The sequence below is a fragment of the Liquorilactobacillus oeni DSM 19972 genome, assembly GCF_001436275.1.
Taxonomy (GTDB): Bacteria; Bacillota; Bacilli; order Lactobacillales; family Lactobacillaceae; genus Liquorilactobacillus; species Liquorilactobacillus oeni.
In genome coordinates this window covers 90400-107740 of record NZ_AZEH01000034.1, presented here as the reverse complement: position 1 = coordinate 107740, position 17341 = coordinate 90400, and the positions used below count along the sequence as shown (strand labels likewise).

General features: G+C 34.8%; 16 protein-coding genes and 4 pseudogenes. 12 read left to right on the top strand and 8 right to left on the bottom strand.

Annotated features, from left to right (window positions below):
• Positions 1–451 precede the first annotated feature (451 nt).
• The gene (locus FD46_RS04500) at positions 452–1489 is read right to left on the bottom strand and encodes a zinc-binding alcohol dehydrogenase family protein (RefSeq protein ID WP_187329019.1); all 1038 of its coding nucleotides are present in this window, start codon (positions 1487–1489) and stop codon (positions 452–454) included.
• 154 nt (positions 1490–1643) lie between these two features.
• Here FD46_RS04500 and FD46_RS04495 point away from each other — a divergent pair, with 154 nt between their 5' ends.
• From FD46_RS04495 to FD46_RS04485, 3 genes and pseudogenes are all read left to right on the top strand, one after another.
• Positions 1644–1991 (top strand): winged helix-turn-helix transcriptional regulator, encoded by a 348-nt coding sequence (locus FD46_RS04495; protein ID WP_057895987.1) that lies wholly within the window; start codon positions 1644–1646, stop codon positions 1989–1991.
• Between the two features lie 151 nt (positions 1992–2142).
• On the top strand, positions 2143–2907 hold the full coding sequence (locus FD46_RS04490) for a MerR family transcriptional regulator (protein ID WP_057895986.1): 765 nt from the start codon (positions 2143–2145) through the stop codon (positions 2905–2907).
• Positions 2908–3292: 385 nt separating this feature from the next.
• A pseudogene (locus tag FD46_RS04485) lies at positions 3293–3676 on the top strand (MFS transporter); the annotation flags it as partial.
• 18 nt (positions 3677–3694) lie between these two features.
• Here the strand turns inward: FD46_RS04485 and FD46_RS04480 are convergent.
• Together FD46_RS04480 and FD46_RS04475 are read right to left on the bottom strand one after the other, a co-directional pair.
• Positions 3695–4333: pseudogene (locus FD46_RS04480) on the bottom strand (glutathione S-transferase N-terminal domain-containing protein).
• Between the two features lie 55 nt (positions 4334–4388).
• On the bottom strand, positions 4389–4676 hold the full coding sequence (locus tag FD46_RS04475; RefSeq protein ID WP_057895984.1) for an ArsR/SmtB family transcription factor: 288 nt from the start codon (positions 4674–4676) through the stop codon (positions 4389–4391).
• Positions 4677–4817: 141 nt separating this feature from the next.
• On the opposite strand from FD46_RS04475, the pseudogene FD46_RS04470 reads away from it, so the two are divergent.
• From FD46_RS04470 to FD46_RS04460, 3 genes and pseudogenes are all read left to right on the top strand, one after another.
• A pseudogene (locus FD46_RS04470) lies at positions 4818–6119 on the top strand (Y-family DNA polymerase).
• The gene (locus FD46_RS04465) at positions 6112–6432 is read left to right on the top strand and encodes a hypothetical protein (RefSeq protein ID WP_057896026.1); all 321 of its coding nucleotides are present in this window, start codon (positions 6112–6114) and stop codon (positions 6430–6432) included. The pseudogene FD46_RS04470 and the gene FD46_RS04465 overlap by 8 nt, the downstream one beginning before the upstream one ends.
• Complete coding sequence (locus tag FD46_RS04460) at positions 6425–6793, top strand: hypothetical protein (protein ID WP_057895983.1); 369 nt, start codon at positions 6425–6427, stop codon at positions 6791–6793. Before FD46_RS04465 ends, FD46_RS04460 begins: the two co-directional genes overlap by 8 nt.
• Positions 6794–7036: 243 nt before the next feature.
• Here the strand turns inward: FD46_RS04460 and FD46_RS04455 are convergent, their stop codons facing one another.
• The gene (locus FD46_RS04455; RefSeq protein ID WP_057895982.1) at positions 7037–8212 is read right to left on the bottom strand and encodes a hypothetical protein; all 1176 of its coding nucleotides are present in this window, start codon (positions 8210–8212) and stop codon (positions 7037–7039) included.
• A 350-nt stretch (positions 8213–8562) separates the two neighbouring features.
• Here FD46_RS04455 and FD46_RS04450 point away from each other — a divergent pair, with 350 nt between their 5' ends.
• From FD46_RS04450 to FD46_RS04445, 3 genes are all read left to right on the top strand, one after another.
• Positions 8563–9612: a tagatose 1,6-diphosphate aldolase gene (locus FD46_RS04450; RefSeq protein WP_057895981.1), complete on the top strand. Its 1050-nt coding sequence runs from the start codon at positions 8563–8565 to the stop codon at positions 9610–9612.
• A gap of 189 nt (positions 9613–9801) precedes the next feature.
• Positions 9802–10011, top strand: a complete 210-nt coding sequence (locus tag FD46_RS10575) for a metallophosphoesterase family protein (protein WP_235805568.1) — start codon at positions 9802–9804, stop codon at positions 10009–10011.
• Positions 9987–10571: a metallophosphoesterase family protein gene (locus FD46_RS04445; protein WP_235805567.1), complete on the top strand. Its 585-nt coding sequence runs from the start codon at positions 9987–9989 to the stop codon at positions 10569–10571. The genes FD46_RS10575 and FD46_RS04445 overlap by 25 nt, the downstream gene beginning before the upstream one ends.
• Positions 10572–10739: 168 nt before the next feature.
• Here FD46_RS04445 and FD46_RS04440 read toward each other — a convergent pair whose 3' ends face one another.
• On the bottom strand, positions 10740–11714 hold the full coding sequence (locus tag FD46_RS04440; RefSeq protein ID WP_235805566.1) for an FAD-binding oxidoreductase: 975 nt from the start codon (positions 11712–11714) through the stop codon (positions 10740–10742).
• On the bottom strand, positions 11635–12129 hold the full coding sequence (locus FD46_RS10570) for an FAD-binding oxidoreductase (protein ID WP_235805565.1): 495 nt from the start codon (positions 12127–12129) through the stop codon (positions 11635–11637). Before FD46_RS10570 ends, FD46_RS04440 begins: the two co-directional genes overlap by 80 nt.
• Positions 12130–12426: 297 nt before the next feature.
• Between FD46_RS10570 and FD46_RS04435 the strand changes: the two genes are divergently transcribed.
• The 3 genes and pseudogenes from FD46_RS04435 to tnpA all read left to right on the top strand — a co-directional run bounded on the left by FD46_RS04435 (position 12427) and on the right by tnpA (position 15320).
• Positions 12427–13317 (top strand): helix-turn-helix domain-containing protein, encoded by an 891-nt coding sequence (locus FD46_RS04435; protein WP_057895980.1) that lies wholly within the window; start codon positions 12427–12429, stop codon positions 13315–13317.
• A 97-nt stretch (positions 13318–13414) separates the two neighbouring features.
• On the top strand, positions 13415–14614 hold the full coding sequence (locus FD46_RS04430) for an MFS transporter (protein ID WP_057896025.1): 1200 nt from the start codon (positions 13415–13417) through the stop codon (positions 14612–14614).
• 242 nt (positions 14615–14856) lie between these two features.
• Positions 14857–15320: pseudogene (gene tnpA / locus FD46_RS04425) on the top strand (IS200/IS605 family transposase).
• Between the two features lie 91 nt (positions 15321–15411).
• On the opposite strand, the gene FD46_RS04420 reads toward tnpA, so the two are convergent.
• Together FD46_RS04420 and FD46_RS04415 are read right to left on the bottom strand one after the other, a co-directional pair.
• Complete coding sequence (locus tag FD46_RS04420; protein WP_057895979.1) at positions 15412–15867, bottom strand: DUF4811 domain-containing protein; 456 nt, start codon at positions 15865–15867, stop codon at positions 15412–15414.
• A complete protein-coding gene (locus tag FD46_RS04415) occupies positions 15867–17291 on the bottom strand; it encodes an MDR family MFS transporter (RefSeq protein ID WP_057895978.1) in 1425 nt (474 codons plus the stop codon). Before FD46_RS04415 ends, FD46_RS04420 begins: the two co-directional genes overlap by 1 nt.
• Between the last annotated feature and the right edge of the window lie 50 nt (positions 17292–17341).

Here is a 17341-nt window from a genome sequence, read left to right as displayed (position 1 = left end):
TAAACCTATTCACTCAAAACTAATTTAATAGGAATAACAAAATAACTTTTCTGAACTTGGCTTCAGTTCTATAGTACGAGATGCCTTTATCCGTACTACATTAGTATATTCTCATTATTATTATTTAACAAATTACTTGCTGTGCCCAATGAATTTATTAATAAACAGCGTTAGATAAAAGTACCTTTAAAATAATGACAGGTGGATTGAAAACTTTTAGAAGAAAAATTTTTATGAAATTTGGTAATACAGCGATCGCAATTGAAGATCTCTATAGTTTATATAATCTTATGCAAGAGGGCTGACTATTGAAACACATCAATATGGCAACTGCAAGAGAGTATAAAAAATGAGTCAAACTATAAATTTTGTCCCATTCCCTTATCTCGGCATTTCTTAAACTACTCGGACTATAGACAACTTGATTATTGGCTCAAAATACAGCTGGTAGTTAGATGCCAGAATAATTAATAACGACTTTACCGACCATATGATTAGATTCGACCAGTTTATGCGCCTTTTTAAGATTGGAAACATTGATTGGAAACAAAATCTTATTCAATGTACTTTTGATAATTCCTTGATCCAACAACTTAGAAATTTGATCTAAAATATTATGCTGGCTAATCATGTCAGAGGTTTGATAAAAAGATTTTGTGTACATCCATTCCCAAGCAAATTTAGCACGTTTTTGTGTTAATTTGTGTAAGTTAATGGGCCGTCGATTTTCGGTAATTGAAGCAATTCTCCCACTTGGTTTGATTAATTCCGCCATTTCATTCCAATGACCATCTAGATCATTTAATTCTAAGATATAATCCACATAATGATAGCCAAGGTTTCGGACTTCCTCCACTAAATCTTTTCGATGGTTAACGACTTGGTCGGCACCATGGTCAATGACCCATTTAATTGTTTCAGATCTAGAAGCACTGGCAATAACTTTTAATCCAGCCCAATGAGCCAGTTGAGTGGCAATTGACCCAACGCCTCCTGAACCATTAATGATTAAAATTGTTTTGTTACGGTTGCTTTTTTGTTTAGCTGGATCTATTTCTAATTGTTCAAATAATGCTTCCCAAGCAGTTAAAGAAGTTAAGGGCATTGCAGCTGCTTGCGCAATGGTCAATTTCGTAGGTGCATGACCAACAATTCTTTCATCAACTAACTGGCATTCGCTATTACTGCCAGAACGTTTAAAAGAACCGGCATAAAAAACAGGATCACCTTTTCCAAACAATGAAGCTTCTTCACCAACGGATACAACTGTTCCAACAGCGTCCCATCCAATTACTTTTGGAATTTTTAATGTACTATGGCCGCTTTTTCTAACTCCAGTATCAACCGGGTTAACAGACACCGCTGCTACTTTAACTAATAAATCGTGTCCCTTGGCTATTGGTTTAGGCATTTTAAACTCAACTAGACTGTTTTCTTTTTCAATAGGCAGATGTTCTTTAAAACCAATTGCTTTCATCATCTTAGTCATATTGATCTCCTCGCTTTCACCTCTATATTAGCCGTATAGCTAAAACGTGCAATATTGAAATTTTAAACACTAGTAACAAATAGTTCACTAGTGCATATTTAAAAAATGATCTAATATGGAGATAAAATAATAAAGATTAGAGGGGTATTTTATTATGAAACGACATATTTATAATTGCCAAGCGGGATGTCCCGTAGAAAGTACGCTACAAATAATCTCAGGGAAATGGAAAGCTGTTATTTTGTATCATTTTATGAAAGAAAGTATTTGTCATTTTGGTGAGCTGCAGCGTAGTATTAAGGATTGTTCTCGGAGAATGCTAGCAATTCAGTTGAAAGAACTGGAAAGTGATGGAGTAATTGAAAAAAAGATCTATCCTGTTACTCCTCCTAAGACAGATTATAAATTGACAGAATTTGGAGAAACTTTGATACCAGTTATTCAGTCTATGGAAAAATGGGGAAATTATTATAATCAAAGAGTTGATGAAAATATTAAATAAGCAATTATGGCTAATGATCTTTTTGTGTACTGCAGCTTTTAAAGTACCATCTGCTTTTTTGCAGTAGTTTAAGTTGCTGTTTTATGTACTTGACCTTGACGTGGCGTCAAGGACTATACTTTATTTTGCAAGTAAGGAGATGAAATAAACAATGGTATATTCGATAACTGCATTAGCAAAATTGGCTGGTATTTCAACACGCACGTTACGGTTCTACGATAAAAAAGGGCTGTTAAAAGCCCGACGATATCCAAAAAATAATTATCGCTACTATGATGAAATTGAAATTGATCGGCTGCAGAAGATCATGTTTTTGAGGTTGTTTGAGTTGCCGCTAGACCAAATCAGAAAAGTGCTAGATAGTTCTGAAAATGTGCAATACCAAGCTTTAAGCAATCAGCGGCAAAATATCATTGCTGAACGGGATCGGTTATCGAGATTGCTTGTTAATTTGGATCTGACACTTGCAACTATGAAAGGAGCATCAAAAATGAACGATGCAGAAAAATTCGCAGCTTTTAAAGCAAAAGCAATTGATGATAATGAAATACAATATGGCAAAGAAGTTCGAAGAAAATACGGTAATATGGTAGTTGATAATAGCAATCAAAAATTTAATTCTTTATCAGAGGATGAAATGACACACTTGCAAGATCTAACAAAGCAAATCTTGTCTATGCTTAAAACTTTTGTAGGAATTCATGACTTAGATCAGCCGGCTGCAAAGCATCTTTTTGAACTGCATAAAGAATTTTTGTGTATTACTTGGCCGAGGGGGCAGTATTCGTCTGAGGCTCATAAGGGTTTAGCTGCTATGTATGCTTCTGATCCGCGTTTCATCAAATATTACGAAGAAGGTACTGGGAAGAAGGGTGCAGCTAAGGCATTAAGGGCCATCATTGATAATTATGCTTAAATTAACTAGTTGAAGAGAGTGTGACATAAGTCGGTAAAATTTGAGTACTAACAAGAAATTACGAACACAGCGAGCGATTTGCTATGAGTAATTCGAGGTTAGACGGAAAATTTTGACTTATGGAACACGTTTATAGGAGCTAGGTTAAAATTTCACTTTTGACCCAGCCCTCTTTTTTGTACACTCTTGCAGTTGCCATACTAACGTGTTTCAATAGTCAGTTTTCCCACTTAAGCGTTCAAGAACTGCTTATAGTTAAATTAGTTAATAAGATTAATTTTATACATTTGTAAACCCTATTTTAATTGCTTGTATTATATGCAAGAAAAAGAAAAATGTACTCTATAATATTGAAGGTTTAAAAATAATGGCTTGCAATATTAGAAATAAGTTGGTACAAATATTTACTTTACCTAGAGCCTTTTTATTAGAGTTTTTGCTTTTTATAACAGGTTATATTGTTTTACCTTTTTCAACTTCAATCATAATGGTAACTGTTATTTTGGCATTAATTTACTTTATCGGCGATGCGATTTTTCCATTGTTTATGAGCACATTACAAGCGCGGACACCTCAGGCAAGAGGAAGCATGTCGTCTTTGACCAATGCTGCCATGTATTTAGGTGAGGCGATTGGTGGAATGTTCGGTGGTCTTCTAATCAATAACTTTACTGGCTTTTTCGGTATTTCTTTTTTTACAGTTAGCGGTGTTCTTTTAGCGATGCTACTGTATGCCCAACAGGGATATTTTAAACAAAAAACTAAGTAAAGTAACATTCTTAAGCAGCTAGTTTCTTTTTTCTTGAAGAGAATGTGGTTTTCCTTCCTGACTTAAAACTTTACTAACTGCTGAACGTTTTCGCATGTTACTGTCAAATCTTTTTAAGTTATTCAAGTCTTTAAAACTATAGTCCAACCTATAAATCCAGTTGGTCATCACAAATAGATAGGCATCAAGAACAGAAAATTGGTTATTAACCATATAATCTTGTTGATTCAACTTCTGGTCAACAAATTTAAGCCTTGGTAAAACTCTTTTATACACAAGTTGTTTTGAATTTTTAGTATTTGGTAGCCAGTTACCCTTTCTAAAAGGAGAGATGAAGTTTTTATGCAGCTCAGTGGCAATATAGTTCAGCTACACTCTTTGCTGCCAATAAACTTGACTGTCATGTTCTGCAATTAATTGTTTAGTTGTTGTTTTATTAGCAATATATTCTAAAATAACGGAACATTCAGTCATGATTTTACCATTATCATTTTGTAATGCTGGTACATAGGACTTGAGGGTGATTTTATTATAGTCGTTTTTTTGTGTTGTTTTATTATCTAGGTTAACTTTTTCGAGTATATAGGGTAGGCCGCTTTCTTCAAGCAGAATGTGCGGTGCTAATGAACTAGCACCGAATGCGTAAAATAATTTCATAATGATTTCCTCTTATTTCTATATTTATCGAAATATGTATTCAAAGAAAAAGGATTCATAATGAATCCAAAAAGTGAGGCAAATATTTCTGAAAAGTTTTTGCATTAAGCGATAGATATTTAGTTTGTGCTTGCCGTCTAGTGTTTGTTAAACCAGCCTTACGAAGAGCTTTGAAGTGATAAGAAACAGTAGAAGGTGCTATTTGCAGTACTTTGCTGACTTGGCTGCAAGTTAACTCTGTATCACTGGTTTTTAAAATTTTGATGATTCTGATTCGATTAGGCTCACTAAGCGCACTAAATAATTCAGCCAGCTTTTTTTCTTTGCTTATTTCGATATCCATAGAATTATTATATTTCTTTCTGCGTTTAATTTCAATGGTTAGTTAGCCAAAAAGTAAAATATAACAAATTTTCTGCATTTTATATGAACGTGTGTTCGCTTTTGTGCTAAAATAAAAATAAAATTAGCGGAAGTGATGTTTATGTTTATGGATGATGAATCCCGGGGAGTTTTCTTTTTAATTGACAATAAATCCTTTTATGCTAGCTGTGAAGCAGTTCAACGTGGTTATAATCCGCTCAAGGTACCATTAGTAGTACTTAGTGAAGAAAAAAATACCAATGGTGGGCTTATATTGGCTACCTCTCCAGAGGCTAAACGGTTATTTCATTTAAAAGCAAATGTATCTCGTAAAAGAGATTTGCCACAGGACCCCCGGCTGTATGTAGTACCTCCACGCATGAATCTTTACATTCAGCGTAATTTACAGATTAATGATATATTTACTCAGTTTACTGCTGTAAAGGATATCTGGCCTTATTCCATTGATGAAAGCATTCTCGACATAACGCATTCTTGGAAATTGTTTGGCAATTCGCCGCGTGAAGTTGCCCGCTTAATCCAAAAGACTGTGCGCAAAGATTTAGGTTTGTATACGACAGTTGGAATTGGGGATAATCCAGTACAAGCTAAAATCGCTCTAGATGTTTACGCTAAACATACCCATGATTTAATTGGTGAAATACATTATGAAACAGTAACTCAAAAAATTTAGACCATTAATAAATTGACCAATGTATGGGGAATTGGCAAAAAGACTGCCGAACACCTTAAGCATCTTCATATCCATAATATGTATGAACTTGCTCATGCTAATCCATACTTATTGAAAGAGAAAATGGGGGTAATCGGTTCTCAATTATTTGCCGTTTCTTGGGGTGTTGATCGCTCTAGGATGAATTACAGGCCAATTACTAAATCGGCTAGTATTGGCAACTCCCAAGTTTTGCCGCATGATTACAAAAGACAAGCAGAGATTGAAACTGTAATCAAAGAAATTGGCAAGCAAGTAGCTGCTAGGCTGCGACATCATAATAAGTTAGCGAACTGTCTTTCCTTAGCCATTGGTTTTTCTTACGCTGCAGCAGCGGAAGACGGACGCAACGGCTTTCATCAAGCGGTAAAAATTAACCCCAGCAACAGCGACCATGAAATCGCTAACCAACTTATTTTTCTATTTAGAAAGAATTGGGAAGGACAGGCCGTCAGAAATATTGCAGTATATAGTAGTAAATTGGTCTTTAATACAGGGCAACAACTTAACTTATTTTTAGATCCGGTCCGTCAAGTAAAAAATGAAAAGTTAAATTATGTTATTGATGAGATTCACAAGCGCTTCGGGTTTGCAAAATTAGTGTATGCAACAAGTTTAACTAAGGGTGGTACCGCTATTGAACGTGCCAAACTAGTTGGAGGTCATAATGGGGGAAATAGTTATGAATAATGATTTAGATGTTATTTGTGGCCGCATAATGCTGTTGTTTAAAAGAGTTGACCAGACTAGATACTGGATACAAGTTGCTAACGATCCTTATGATAGCAGTTATAATTTCTTTTTTAACAGTCAACGTAGGGGAAAAAGATTAAAATCTATTCCTTTACATAAACTTGAAAATTATGATCTCCGATATTTAGAGAAAATTATCGATGAATTAAAGCAGGAAACCAATTTGACAATTAAATTTATTGGCTTTGCTGACATGAGATGGCCTAAAACACAGAAAATAATTCAATGGAGGCGTGATAATCTTGAATAATGATCATTTTGATATGGAAACCGTCAATAATTTTTTCAAGTATGATTATTACGATCGTGGGATGGTTAAATGGCAAGGGTTTTATTTGTCTGATCATACTGCTGCTTTAAATAAACAAAACGCTAATCAGGAATATCATTATAAACCGCAGCAATCTTTAAAAAAGATTACAGAAATTCTTGCGGCTGCTTATAACAGACAGCAGAAAGTAACGATTCAGTTAAAAGAATTAGGTAAAAACAACGTTAATTTACCTGATATAACTACATTAGTACATGGATATAACGCTAATGATATTGTTATCGATTCTAATAGGTTTATCCCAATTAATGAAATCCGAAATATTGAATATACTAAATAAGTTGCGCTTTTTAAAAGTTTTGTTGTATTAAAATTGTTGAACGAAAATGATAGTATATCTCTTTTCAGAAAAGACATGTATAAAGCCTGAGCTTTTTAAAAAAGACTATCAGCGGTGGTCTTAAAAATCAACCAAGTATTATTGTATTACTCTTATGACAAATAAAGAACTTTGCCTTTATAAGCAAGGGTCAGCTTGTTTATCTAAGGCAGAGTATATTGGCTGTTTAATTTTAACCTGTTTCTAGTTATTGATAGTAACCGTGCCGTTAGTAAGACTGACAGCTTCATTGCTGATAATTTGGCCAGCCTCTGGATCAGTCAAGTACTTGATGCTGCTACTCATACCAACAAGAGGTGCATCAGCTTTAACGGTAATCGTTGATGCAGCTTCAGCTGGATTTTTTTGATCCATCTGTTCAAAAATTTTGATGTCATCTTGTGGTAAATCATTTGCTGCTACTAGTGTACTTGTTTTTTGATAAGTGGTGGCTTGTCCTTGACCGATTCGAATCAACTTATTTTCATTAATAAACAGATAGAGATATCCAAGACTATCACCGCTGGCAACAGTCTTTTGGTTCAATTGGTAACCAGCTCTAGCTGCGTTAATTTTTTGCGAAGCGTAGGTCGCGTTTTGGTTCAAGGATATCAATGAATAAGAATTTAAGTTTTGTATTGCAGAACGTTCGAAACTATCATAACGGTGCTGATATAGGTAGCCATCTTTAATCATAATTTTACCAGTATCACTGGCACTGGTAGTAGTTTCAGCTGCAATCCAAGTGCCATTTAATTTGGCTGCTGCAATCTGGCCGGCAGCTTTCTTAGTGCGTGTATCGGCAAATACCTGCCCGCGGTCGATCGTAATAGTTTGATCTGTATCAATATACTGAATGTCAATTGCATATAAGTGATGGCCCTTAGCCACAAATGCCTGATTTAATGGCATGCCATTAGTTTGTGTTTCTAAAAAAATTAAATCTGAAAGCTTGCTGATTTTAAAGCCTGCACCTAATTTTTTTAATGAAGCATTAACTTGCGTAACCGTCATCAAGTGAATTTTCTTTTGAGCGTTTTTAACAAAGTTTTTACGCATGTCTCGTTGCCACTCTTTCAACGGAACCTGCTTGTATTTAACAGAATATGATATAAATCGACCTTTGGAAGTGGTCCAATTGGAAAGGTCGTCAGTTTTTGAAACAGCGGAAGTCGATATGCTGTTAGAAACACCATGGTTTGAGGTTTGCTTAGAACTTATTTTCTTGCTGAAAGTCCAAGTTTTGGAGTTGGGTTTCAAAACTTTGAGCGTTGTTGCTTTGACTGTATTGGTAGTAATGGCAGTTTTTTGCTTCTGAGTGCTGCACCCAGATGTGAGCAGTATTATCAAAGCAATTATAAAAAAAGTTAATTTACGCATAAAATACTCCATTTCGTAAGTAATTTATTAATTATAGCATTTTTTAATAAATATTAAAAAAGCATCCAAGCCCTAATAATATGACAAAATACAGGAAAGAACACAGTGAAACAATACTGGAACGTAAAAAGAATTAAGAGGAGTCATTTTATTACAAGCAGATTGTAATTGCCAGTACATGGTGATTATGAACTCAAAAATTGAAAAGAGCAAAAAACATCACGTTTAATTTTTGTAAAACTTTATCGAGGGTAGAAATAGCAAAATTCTGATAGTACGCTTTACAATAAATAAAGGAAAGTTTATCATGTAAAGCGTAATCGTTACTATTAATTAAAGGGGGAAAATAAATGGTAAAGAAAAGAATTTCACGTGGCAAATTCACTAAGTTGCAAAAATTATCTAATGACCATGGCATCATTGCAGCACTTGCAATTGATCAACGCGGTTCAATGAAAAAGATGATGGCAGCAGCTGCCAAACAGGCAGGAAAGAATTATAATATCGAAATGGTATACGAATTTAAAGAACTTGTTTCGCAGATTTTAACGAATCATGTTTCAGGTATTCTACTAGACGAAGAACTGGGTTTCAAAGGAATTAAGTCTAAATCAGAACAAAGCGGTTTGATTTTATCCTATGAAAAAACAGGTTATGATGCCAATACAGTCGGGCGCTTCCCAGAATTGCTGCCGAATGAAAGTTTGCAGCGATTATTGAATAAAGGGGCAGATGCAGCTAAGGTTTTAGTTTACTATAACCCTAATGACAAAGATGAAATAAACGATGTTAAACATGCCTTTTTGGAACGTTTAGGCACTGAAGGGTTAGCGGCTGATATTCCACTCTTTGTGGAAATTGTGACTTATGACGATGCAATTCCGGATACAAAAAGCAGCGCTTTTGCCAAGAAAAAGCCACAATTAGTTATTGATTCGATGAGGGAATTTTCTAAAGAAAAATATCATATTGATGTCATTAAAACTGAAGTTCCAGTCAACTTTGATTATGTAGAAGGCTATACTGCAGATGGCGTTACTCCGCTTTATACAAGGGAAGAAGCAGCTAAGTATTTTGCTGCAGCTAACAATGCAGTAGATCGGCCCTTTATCTACTTATCTGCAGGTGTCAGTGCTGAAACTTTCCGCAATGAATTAACTTTCGCAGGAAAAGCCCATACAAAATATAATGGCATCTTAGGCGGACGTGCAACTTGGCTGCAAGGAGTCCAAGTTTATGCACAAAGGGGACGTGCAGGGCTGATTGAATGGCTCAACACACAAGGTAAGCAAAATGTTACCGAGTTGAATGACATCTTGAATGAAGGAGCTACTCCATGGTATGACTGGTATGGTGGATTAGATAATATTGAAGTCTTTGATAAAGATGTTATGGATTAAGTAAATAATATTGGTTTAAAATAAGCTTCTTATGATGGAAATTTCGGAAATTTATCCGCTATAATACATCAAGGAAGCTTTTTATAATGTGCTGAAGTATGAAATTAAAAGTTATTAGTAATTAAAATTATGCGAGTTACTCATTACGGGTACTGTAGTATTGTTATTTTTGACTAGAGGGGGTTTATTATGAAAATAGCTGTACTTTATGATATTTACGGCAATTATCCCGCTTTGATGGTTGTTTTAAGTCATTTGAATAGTATGAAACCTGATCTGGTGATTTTGGGCGGCGATTTAATTAGCGGCCCGATGCCTCTCGAAACTATGGAAGCAATTGAACAATTAAAAATAAGGTTAAAACAATTGGCATTATGGGTAACAATGATCAAGATGTGATTGATGCTTTTGAAGGTAGACCCCTTTCTTTGTCAAAACACGCCGAAAGACAGATTAGATGGGTAGCCAATAAATTAACTGCCAGTCAAATTCTTAAGTTAAAGCAATTACCGTTAAATACTTCTGCAGCGGATTACTTTTTTTGCCACGCGATAGCAGATAATAATCGGACAATTTTTACACCACATAATGATTTAATAAAGATTAAGAGCTTTTTTCAGGAAATTAAAGAACCGTTTATCATTTGTGGGCACACGCATTTGCAATTTAAATTAGATATTGGTAGTAAAATCATATTTAATGCTGGGAGCATTGGGATGCCTTTCTCAGATCAAGAAGGTGCCCAGTGGCTTTGGATAGAGGACCAGACATTTCATTTTAAAAAGACAATAGTAAATAAAAATTCTGCAATTAAAAGTATGAAAACCACTGATTTTCTATTTTTAAATGAATTTATTGAAACATATGTTAAAAATACTGTTTCTATTTCTAATGCTTACGAAATGCTAGATAAACTGGCAGTAGAGCAGCAGATTAGATTCAGAAGACAAAATAGTTAAAATTGACAAGGTGTTTAGAATAATAATTGAAGTTTGGATTAAATAGTGCAAAAGAAATAGGTAATTAATCGCTGCGCAGTTTTATGCAGCAAATAATTACCTAGACTAAAATTATTCAATTTCAAGTTGCATATCAAGAAATTGATAACATACTTAATCACTAATTTGTTAAGATTTTCTAGAGTTGTCGGGACTGATGTTTCGACCTTGATTAAATAGTTTATCAGGGTCTCCTTTGATGGCAATTGCTTTAATCTTAGAAGCTATATGGTTTGGCCAGACACGAGCATTTTCTTTACTACTAAGGTCACTTGAATAAGCACCATATACGCCAGCACCTAATTTTAATAATGGCTCAAAAATTTTGTTAGCTTCAACAGCATCATTCTTATTAGTCCAAAGTGCAATAAAGCCTTCAGCTTTTCGGCATGTCCATGCAGTGTCTGAGGAGCTTACAGTGTTTAAAGCTCCTCCTATATACCGTAATTCTATTCCCAGTGAATTAAAATTATTCAAAATATCTGTTATTTTTTTAGCAACCTGAGGAGTGAATTTTGTAACTAATGTATTTTTAACATAAACAGCCTGCTGACCAGTGTGTGGAATATGAGGAGCTAGTACCAGATCTGCATAACTCATAACTTTTTCTTGATGTTTAACTATCTTGGCAAGTTTAATTGCCTGATTAAGCCAAGCACGTGCACTGTTATCAGTCGTTCCTGCCCATATATTAGTGGCTTGTATACTAAAATTACCTGTATGATTATTAGTAATCATTAGTAGACTAGTTAGATTTTTAGGAGCGTGTCTGGCCCATTCTTGCCAATTACAAGCAAAGTCTATGAAATTGTCTTTTAAGCAATAAGTGATAGTTTGTAAACAAATTGGAGTTTTAATTTTACTTGTTTTATCTGTCAATTTGTTTGCCTTAAATAAGAATTCAGTCACAATTCCTGTTTGCGAACCGCCTCCACGTAAAGCCCAAAATAATTCTGGGCGATGTTTATTATCAACTGTAAGGATCTCCTCATTTGCAGTTACTATTTTAGCGCCAATTAAACGATCAATGGTTAAACCAAATTGTCGTACAAGTAGCCCAATTCCTCCGTAAACCGTTAATCCACCTACACCAGTGTTCCCCAAAATCACCACTGGAAATAACTAAGTTGTATGGGGATAATTGCTGTGCGACGTCTCCCCATACAGCGCCAGCCTGTATTTTTACAATTCCTTTATTAGCATCGATTATTTTAACTTTGTTTAAATTACTAATATCCAAAATAATACCACCGTCATTAACCGAAGACATCGTAATGCCATGCCCTCCACTTCTTACAGAAAATGGAGTTTTCTGATTAGTTTGTTTGTTGACCTCATGTGCATATTTTACTGTTTCTACTACATTTGTTTCTGTTTTTGCCATAATAACCAGGCGGGGAGTCCCAACACGAAAGTAGTTGGAACGGACCTGATCATAGGTGGGATTATTCGGAAAAATAGCAAGTTCTTTTAATGAATCAGGCAAGCTAGGCCAATTATTATTTTGATTAATTTTCATATTTTTGTACTCCTTAATAGCCAAAAAGTGTAGATATCATTTCTATTAATCTATTTATAACTAGATAGTAGGCTAAGTTAATTTATCATTTTTTTGATAGTAATTCACATTTTAGCTATCCTTATGAAATATTTGTGCTCTAATTAGTCATTTTTAATCCCAAAAGACACTATGCAGCATATCCTTTGAGCAATTAAATGCATATTAGGAAAGCAAACTTATGAGTGATAAGATAATATTAAAAGTAGTCTGTAATTAAAGATTTTAAAGGAGGGGTTAGCGATAAAATCAGATTCATTGTGGAATATTAAGGACCAATATCCAGAAAAGGATTCTTTTAACATTGACCAATTACGAATAGATAAAGTAAGAATATTTAATACTATAGAATTATATTTTCATAATTATAAGGATATTAAGCAGTTTAAAACACCACTCAGAATAGCTCCACACACTATTAGAATTGATTACGCCTACCACGGAGTAGTGAATTTTGAAGGAGATAAACAGGATTTATATTTGGAACCGGATTTATTGAAAATTGATAGGCGTTCTTTGGATGCGGGTAATTACATATTCACAGATGGCGGCTATGAGGGAATTACCATTTTAATCAAGGAAAGTAACAGGGATGCTGAGTTAAAACAGTTCATCGGTAACTTTCAAGGCTGGTCTAATTTTCAGCACTTTGGAAACTACTTTTTTATAAAAAGTAAATTCATAAAAAACTTGTTCAATGATTTAAAATCTAAAAACATTAGAAGTTCAACAATGTTTCTTAAGTTAAAGATTGCTGAACTAATATTGTATCTAAAATCATCTCAAGCCGTTAAAGATTCGATCTCAGCAAATCAATTATTATCAAAAGATAATAAAATTCTCAGAGACATCGTTAACTATTTGAAGAATAATTTAGACAAGCAGATTAGTTTGAAGGCCTTATCTGTTAAATTTGATGTAAGCCAAACCAAACTAAAAATACTATTTAAGAAAACCTATGGTGAAACAATCCATAATTATTGTAATAATCAAAAGATGAATTATGCAGCCGATCTTTTATTACAAACTGATATGAAAATATCACAAATAGCCGCTGGGGTTGGTTATATAAATCCAAGTAAATTTACCGCGGCTTTTAAGTTGAATAAGTTTTCAACGCCACGAAATTTTAGGAAAAAATTTAAATAAACTCTTTGGAGTACTATAAACTATTCAGAGTAAAATGGAGGATTCTATTTTGGTAAAGTGTAACTATTACTTCTTACCAAGAAAGGATCCTTTATTCATGAAGAGCAAACTATTTATAGCTACCCTTGTTTCATATTTAGGAATATACATCACGATGCCGGTTTTATCTGCAATTTCAACGCAAGCGCATCTATCACCAGGACAAATCGGTATAATGATATCTTTAGGAGCGATCGCAATGCTCCTTTTTGCTCCAGTCTGGGGGAAAATAAGTGACAAAATCGGCAGGAAACTCGTTATAGTAATTGGTTTAATTGGCATGGGAATATTCTTTATTCTATATATTGAACTTTTTAAGTTGTCAATTGCTCAAACAAAAATTGTTGCTATTTTAGTAACTTCTCTTATAGGGACAAGATTTTTTCTGGGCATTTTTATGACAACTGCACCAACTGCTGCTAATGCATACATGGCTGATATTTCTAGTCCAGAAAATCGAGCTAAGGATATGTCTTCCTTAGGCTTTGCTACCGGCTTAGCGATGGTTTTAGGCCCAATCATCGGCGGTTGCTTATCATCAGTTGGAACCTTATCTTTACCATTTTATGTATCAATTATTTTATTAATATTATGTGGAATTGTAATGCTTTTTATCTTACCTAATACAGATAAAAATACAACAATTTCTAAAAGTAAAACAACAATAGAAGAGTCAACGAAAGGCAATTTCTTTACGTTTAAGTTATTTGGCTGGCTCATAGTTGGATGCTCAGTGATGTTTGTAGTCGTCGGTTTACAATTATTAACTTCACTATATTTACATGATGCTATTGACCAATCAGTTATTCAGAGTGCTAAAACTGCTTCATTATTATTTGTTGTTTTGGGAATTGCCTTAATGGTTGCACAAGTTGCTCAAATAAAAATATTTAATTGGACTGCTAAGCAGATGATGATAAGAGCAATTCCACTAATCATTATTGGTCTCTTATTAATCGTAGTTGCAAATGGTTTTATCACTATTCTCGTTAGTTATATTCTTATTGGAGCAGGTGCAGGGTTAGGGATGAGTTCGCTATCTGCTGGAGCATCTTTAGCCGTTTCTCAGGATAATCAAGGGACAGCAGCGGGTGCTGTTGCAATGACACAAGGGATTGCTGGAATTGTTTCACCATTGCTTGGCTCTTTTATATATCAGATCAACATCAAATTGCCTTTCACGTGTTTTGCAATATTTGCATTTTTAGCTTATATCTTATTTATTTTTTCAAGCAGAAAAGCAAGTAATATAAGTTAATTAATATAATAAATAACCATTAGCAAATTAAGCAAAGTCAATATTCTCAGGTTTAATAGTATAGCTTAAACTGGTGGAGCAGGGCCAAAACATGAGTTTTGGCCCTGCTTTTTTTTTTAGTTCGTTAAATAAACCACAAGTTTTACTTGTGGGGGTCAAAAGAGCTTTAGCGAGAAAAACTTTCTTTCGATATAATAGTTTTCGGCTACCAACCAAAACATATACGAAAGGAAGTTTTTGCATTGTCAAAAGACGATAATAGCTTGGCACATACGAGATGGAATTGTAAGTATCATATAGTATTCACGCCGAAATACCGAAGAAAGGTTATATATGGAAAACTTAGAAAAGATATAGGAAATATACTTAGAAGGTTATGTGAGCTAAAAGAAGTGGAGATAATCGAAGCCCATGCAATGCCAGATCATATTCATATGTTTGTAAAAATACCACCAAAAATAAGTGTTTCAAGCTTCATGAGATATTTGAAAGGAAGAAGTGCAGTAATTATCCATGAACGTCATGCAAATTTGAAATACAATTATGGAAATAGGAGTTTTTGGGCAAGAGGATACTTCGCAAGTACAGTTGAACAAATCAAAAAACAATAGAAAAATATATTCGAGAACAAGAATCAGAAGATCGACTGCGGGATACAATTAGTAAAAGAGAATACATTGATCCATTCAAACAAAAAAATAATTAAAGCTGTAGCGGTTGGTAGTTTTTTGTTGGGCCCCTTGAAGGGGCTTTTTGTGTGGGGTCGAGCCCTTCTAGGGCTAATAAAAAGCCACCAGCTATGCTGGTGGATAATTACTATTAGCAATCCCAGCAAACATTAACTGACTAAAATGGTTGTTGTAATGGTAACGAGAAATCGTCCTGATTCTGGATGCCTTATTATGGTTAGAGCGTCTAATTTGAATTTTAACACCATCAGAATAAGTCATTTGCCTTTTTCCGGAGGTTTTATAAATGTATATCTGTTTTTGATTTTGCTGCTTGCCAACATTTTTATATGCAAGAATTTGGCAGTTACCGGGTAATGATGCAATTGAATTGATAGCTTTAGTGACTTTCGTGGTTTCGATGCTTGTTCCCCAATGTTCATACGAGTTTACAAGTAGAAGTGCTTGAGATCCTAGAAGCAATACTAGTGTTATAACTCCAGTTAATAGACGATGACTTACTTTAGGGATAACAATGATGGTGACTAGGGTTATGATGGAAATGATACTAATTGCAATTAGCATTATTTATCACCTTCTAGTTCTGGTTGCTCAGATGAGTTGTCTTTTGCAATGTGGTGGGTCAAGAACCATGCTGGAATAGCCGCTAATAACGTAATCACAATAGACCAAATAAATGCAGTGTGGTATGCGCTGGTCAAGTTGCTGACAGTTGGCACGAGTCCGTTAACCTGATTTTGGATTACTGTTGCAAGAATCGCTGAACCGAATGCTCCGCCAACGTTTTGCAGCATGCGGGTCGCCGTAGTTGCTTGAGCAATCTGTTCTTTTGGAATGTTAGTGTACGAATCAGCCATAACGGGGATTGTTAGACCGCCTTGTGCCATACCACGTACAAACAATGCAATTAAAATTAAATATTTGTTGGTGTTGACATCAAAATAGACAAACGGAATGGTACTGATGATCGCAATTATGATTGAACTGAGAACCACCCAGCGAGCACCGATGTTATCAGTTAATTTACCGATCTGAGTTCTGGTGACTAATAGTCCAAGACCTTGAGCAATCAAATAAGTTCCTGACCAGATGACACTTAGCCCACGAATATTTTGCAGGTACAGAGGTAGGAGAAACATTGCCCCATTAACGGCAACACCTGACATTAGTAAAATTACCGCTGATCCGGAAAAATTTGGTACCTTAAACATATTGAGATTAACCAATGCCCGTTGCGGAAACTTTTGTGCATAAAAGACATAGGCAATCAGTAAGTCAAACCCAAGAAAAGTTGGTAACAAGGCCTCAATACTAGAAAAAGTGTTGTGACTGCTGAAGTTGACAATACCAACTAAGAACCCGCTGAACATACCGCTGAGAATAAGAAACCCAATCCAATCTAATTTAGAGTCCCTTTTCAATGGTTCAAAATGTGGCATGAAAGTGAGGACAAATATTAGCGCAATAATAACAATTGGAATGTTGATATAAAAAACCCAGTGCCAGTTGAGTTGATCAATGATGTAGCCACCTACTGTTGGTCCAAGAATTGGTATGACTACCATGGGTAGACCAAGCGTAGCAGCTAATTTGCCAAGGCCAACACCGTTAGCTGCTCTGATAATTAGCGTAGTGAGCAGCGGAATAATAATACCAGAACCAGCTCCTTGAATCATGCGACCAATCATTAAAATGGTTATGTTGTTAGCAATTCCAGAAATAATTGAACCTACAAGGAAAATTAATAGGCCGTTGATATAGAGTTTTTTACCATCAAATTTGTCGACGGCCCACCCAGTAAACAAAATTACGATGCCAAGTGTTAAAACGTAACCCGTAGTGACCCATTGCGCGGTGCCTACTGAAGTATTAAGATCATCCATGATGGTGTTAATGGCGATATTAGTCATAGTGGTATCAAGCATTGGCGCAATGGCACCAAAAATTAATACGAAAGCAATACTGGCTAAACTATTTTTTTTTGTCATTTTTAAGACCTCTGATTTACATTTAGATACTATAGTCATCTATAAAACAA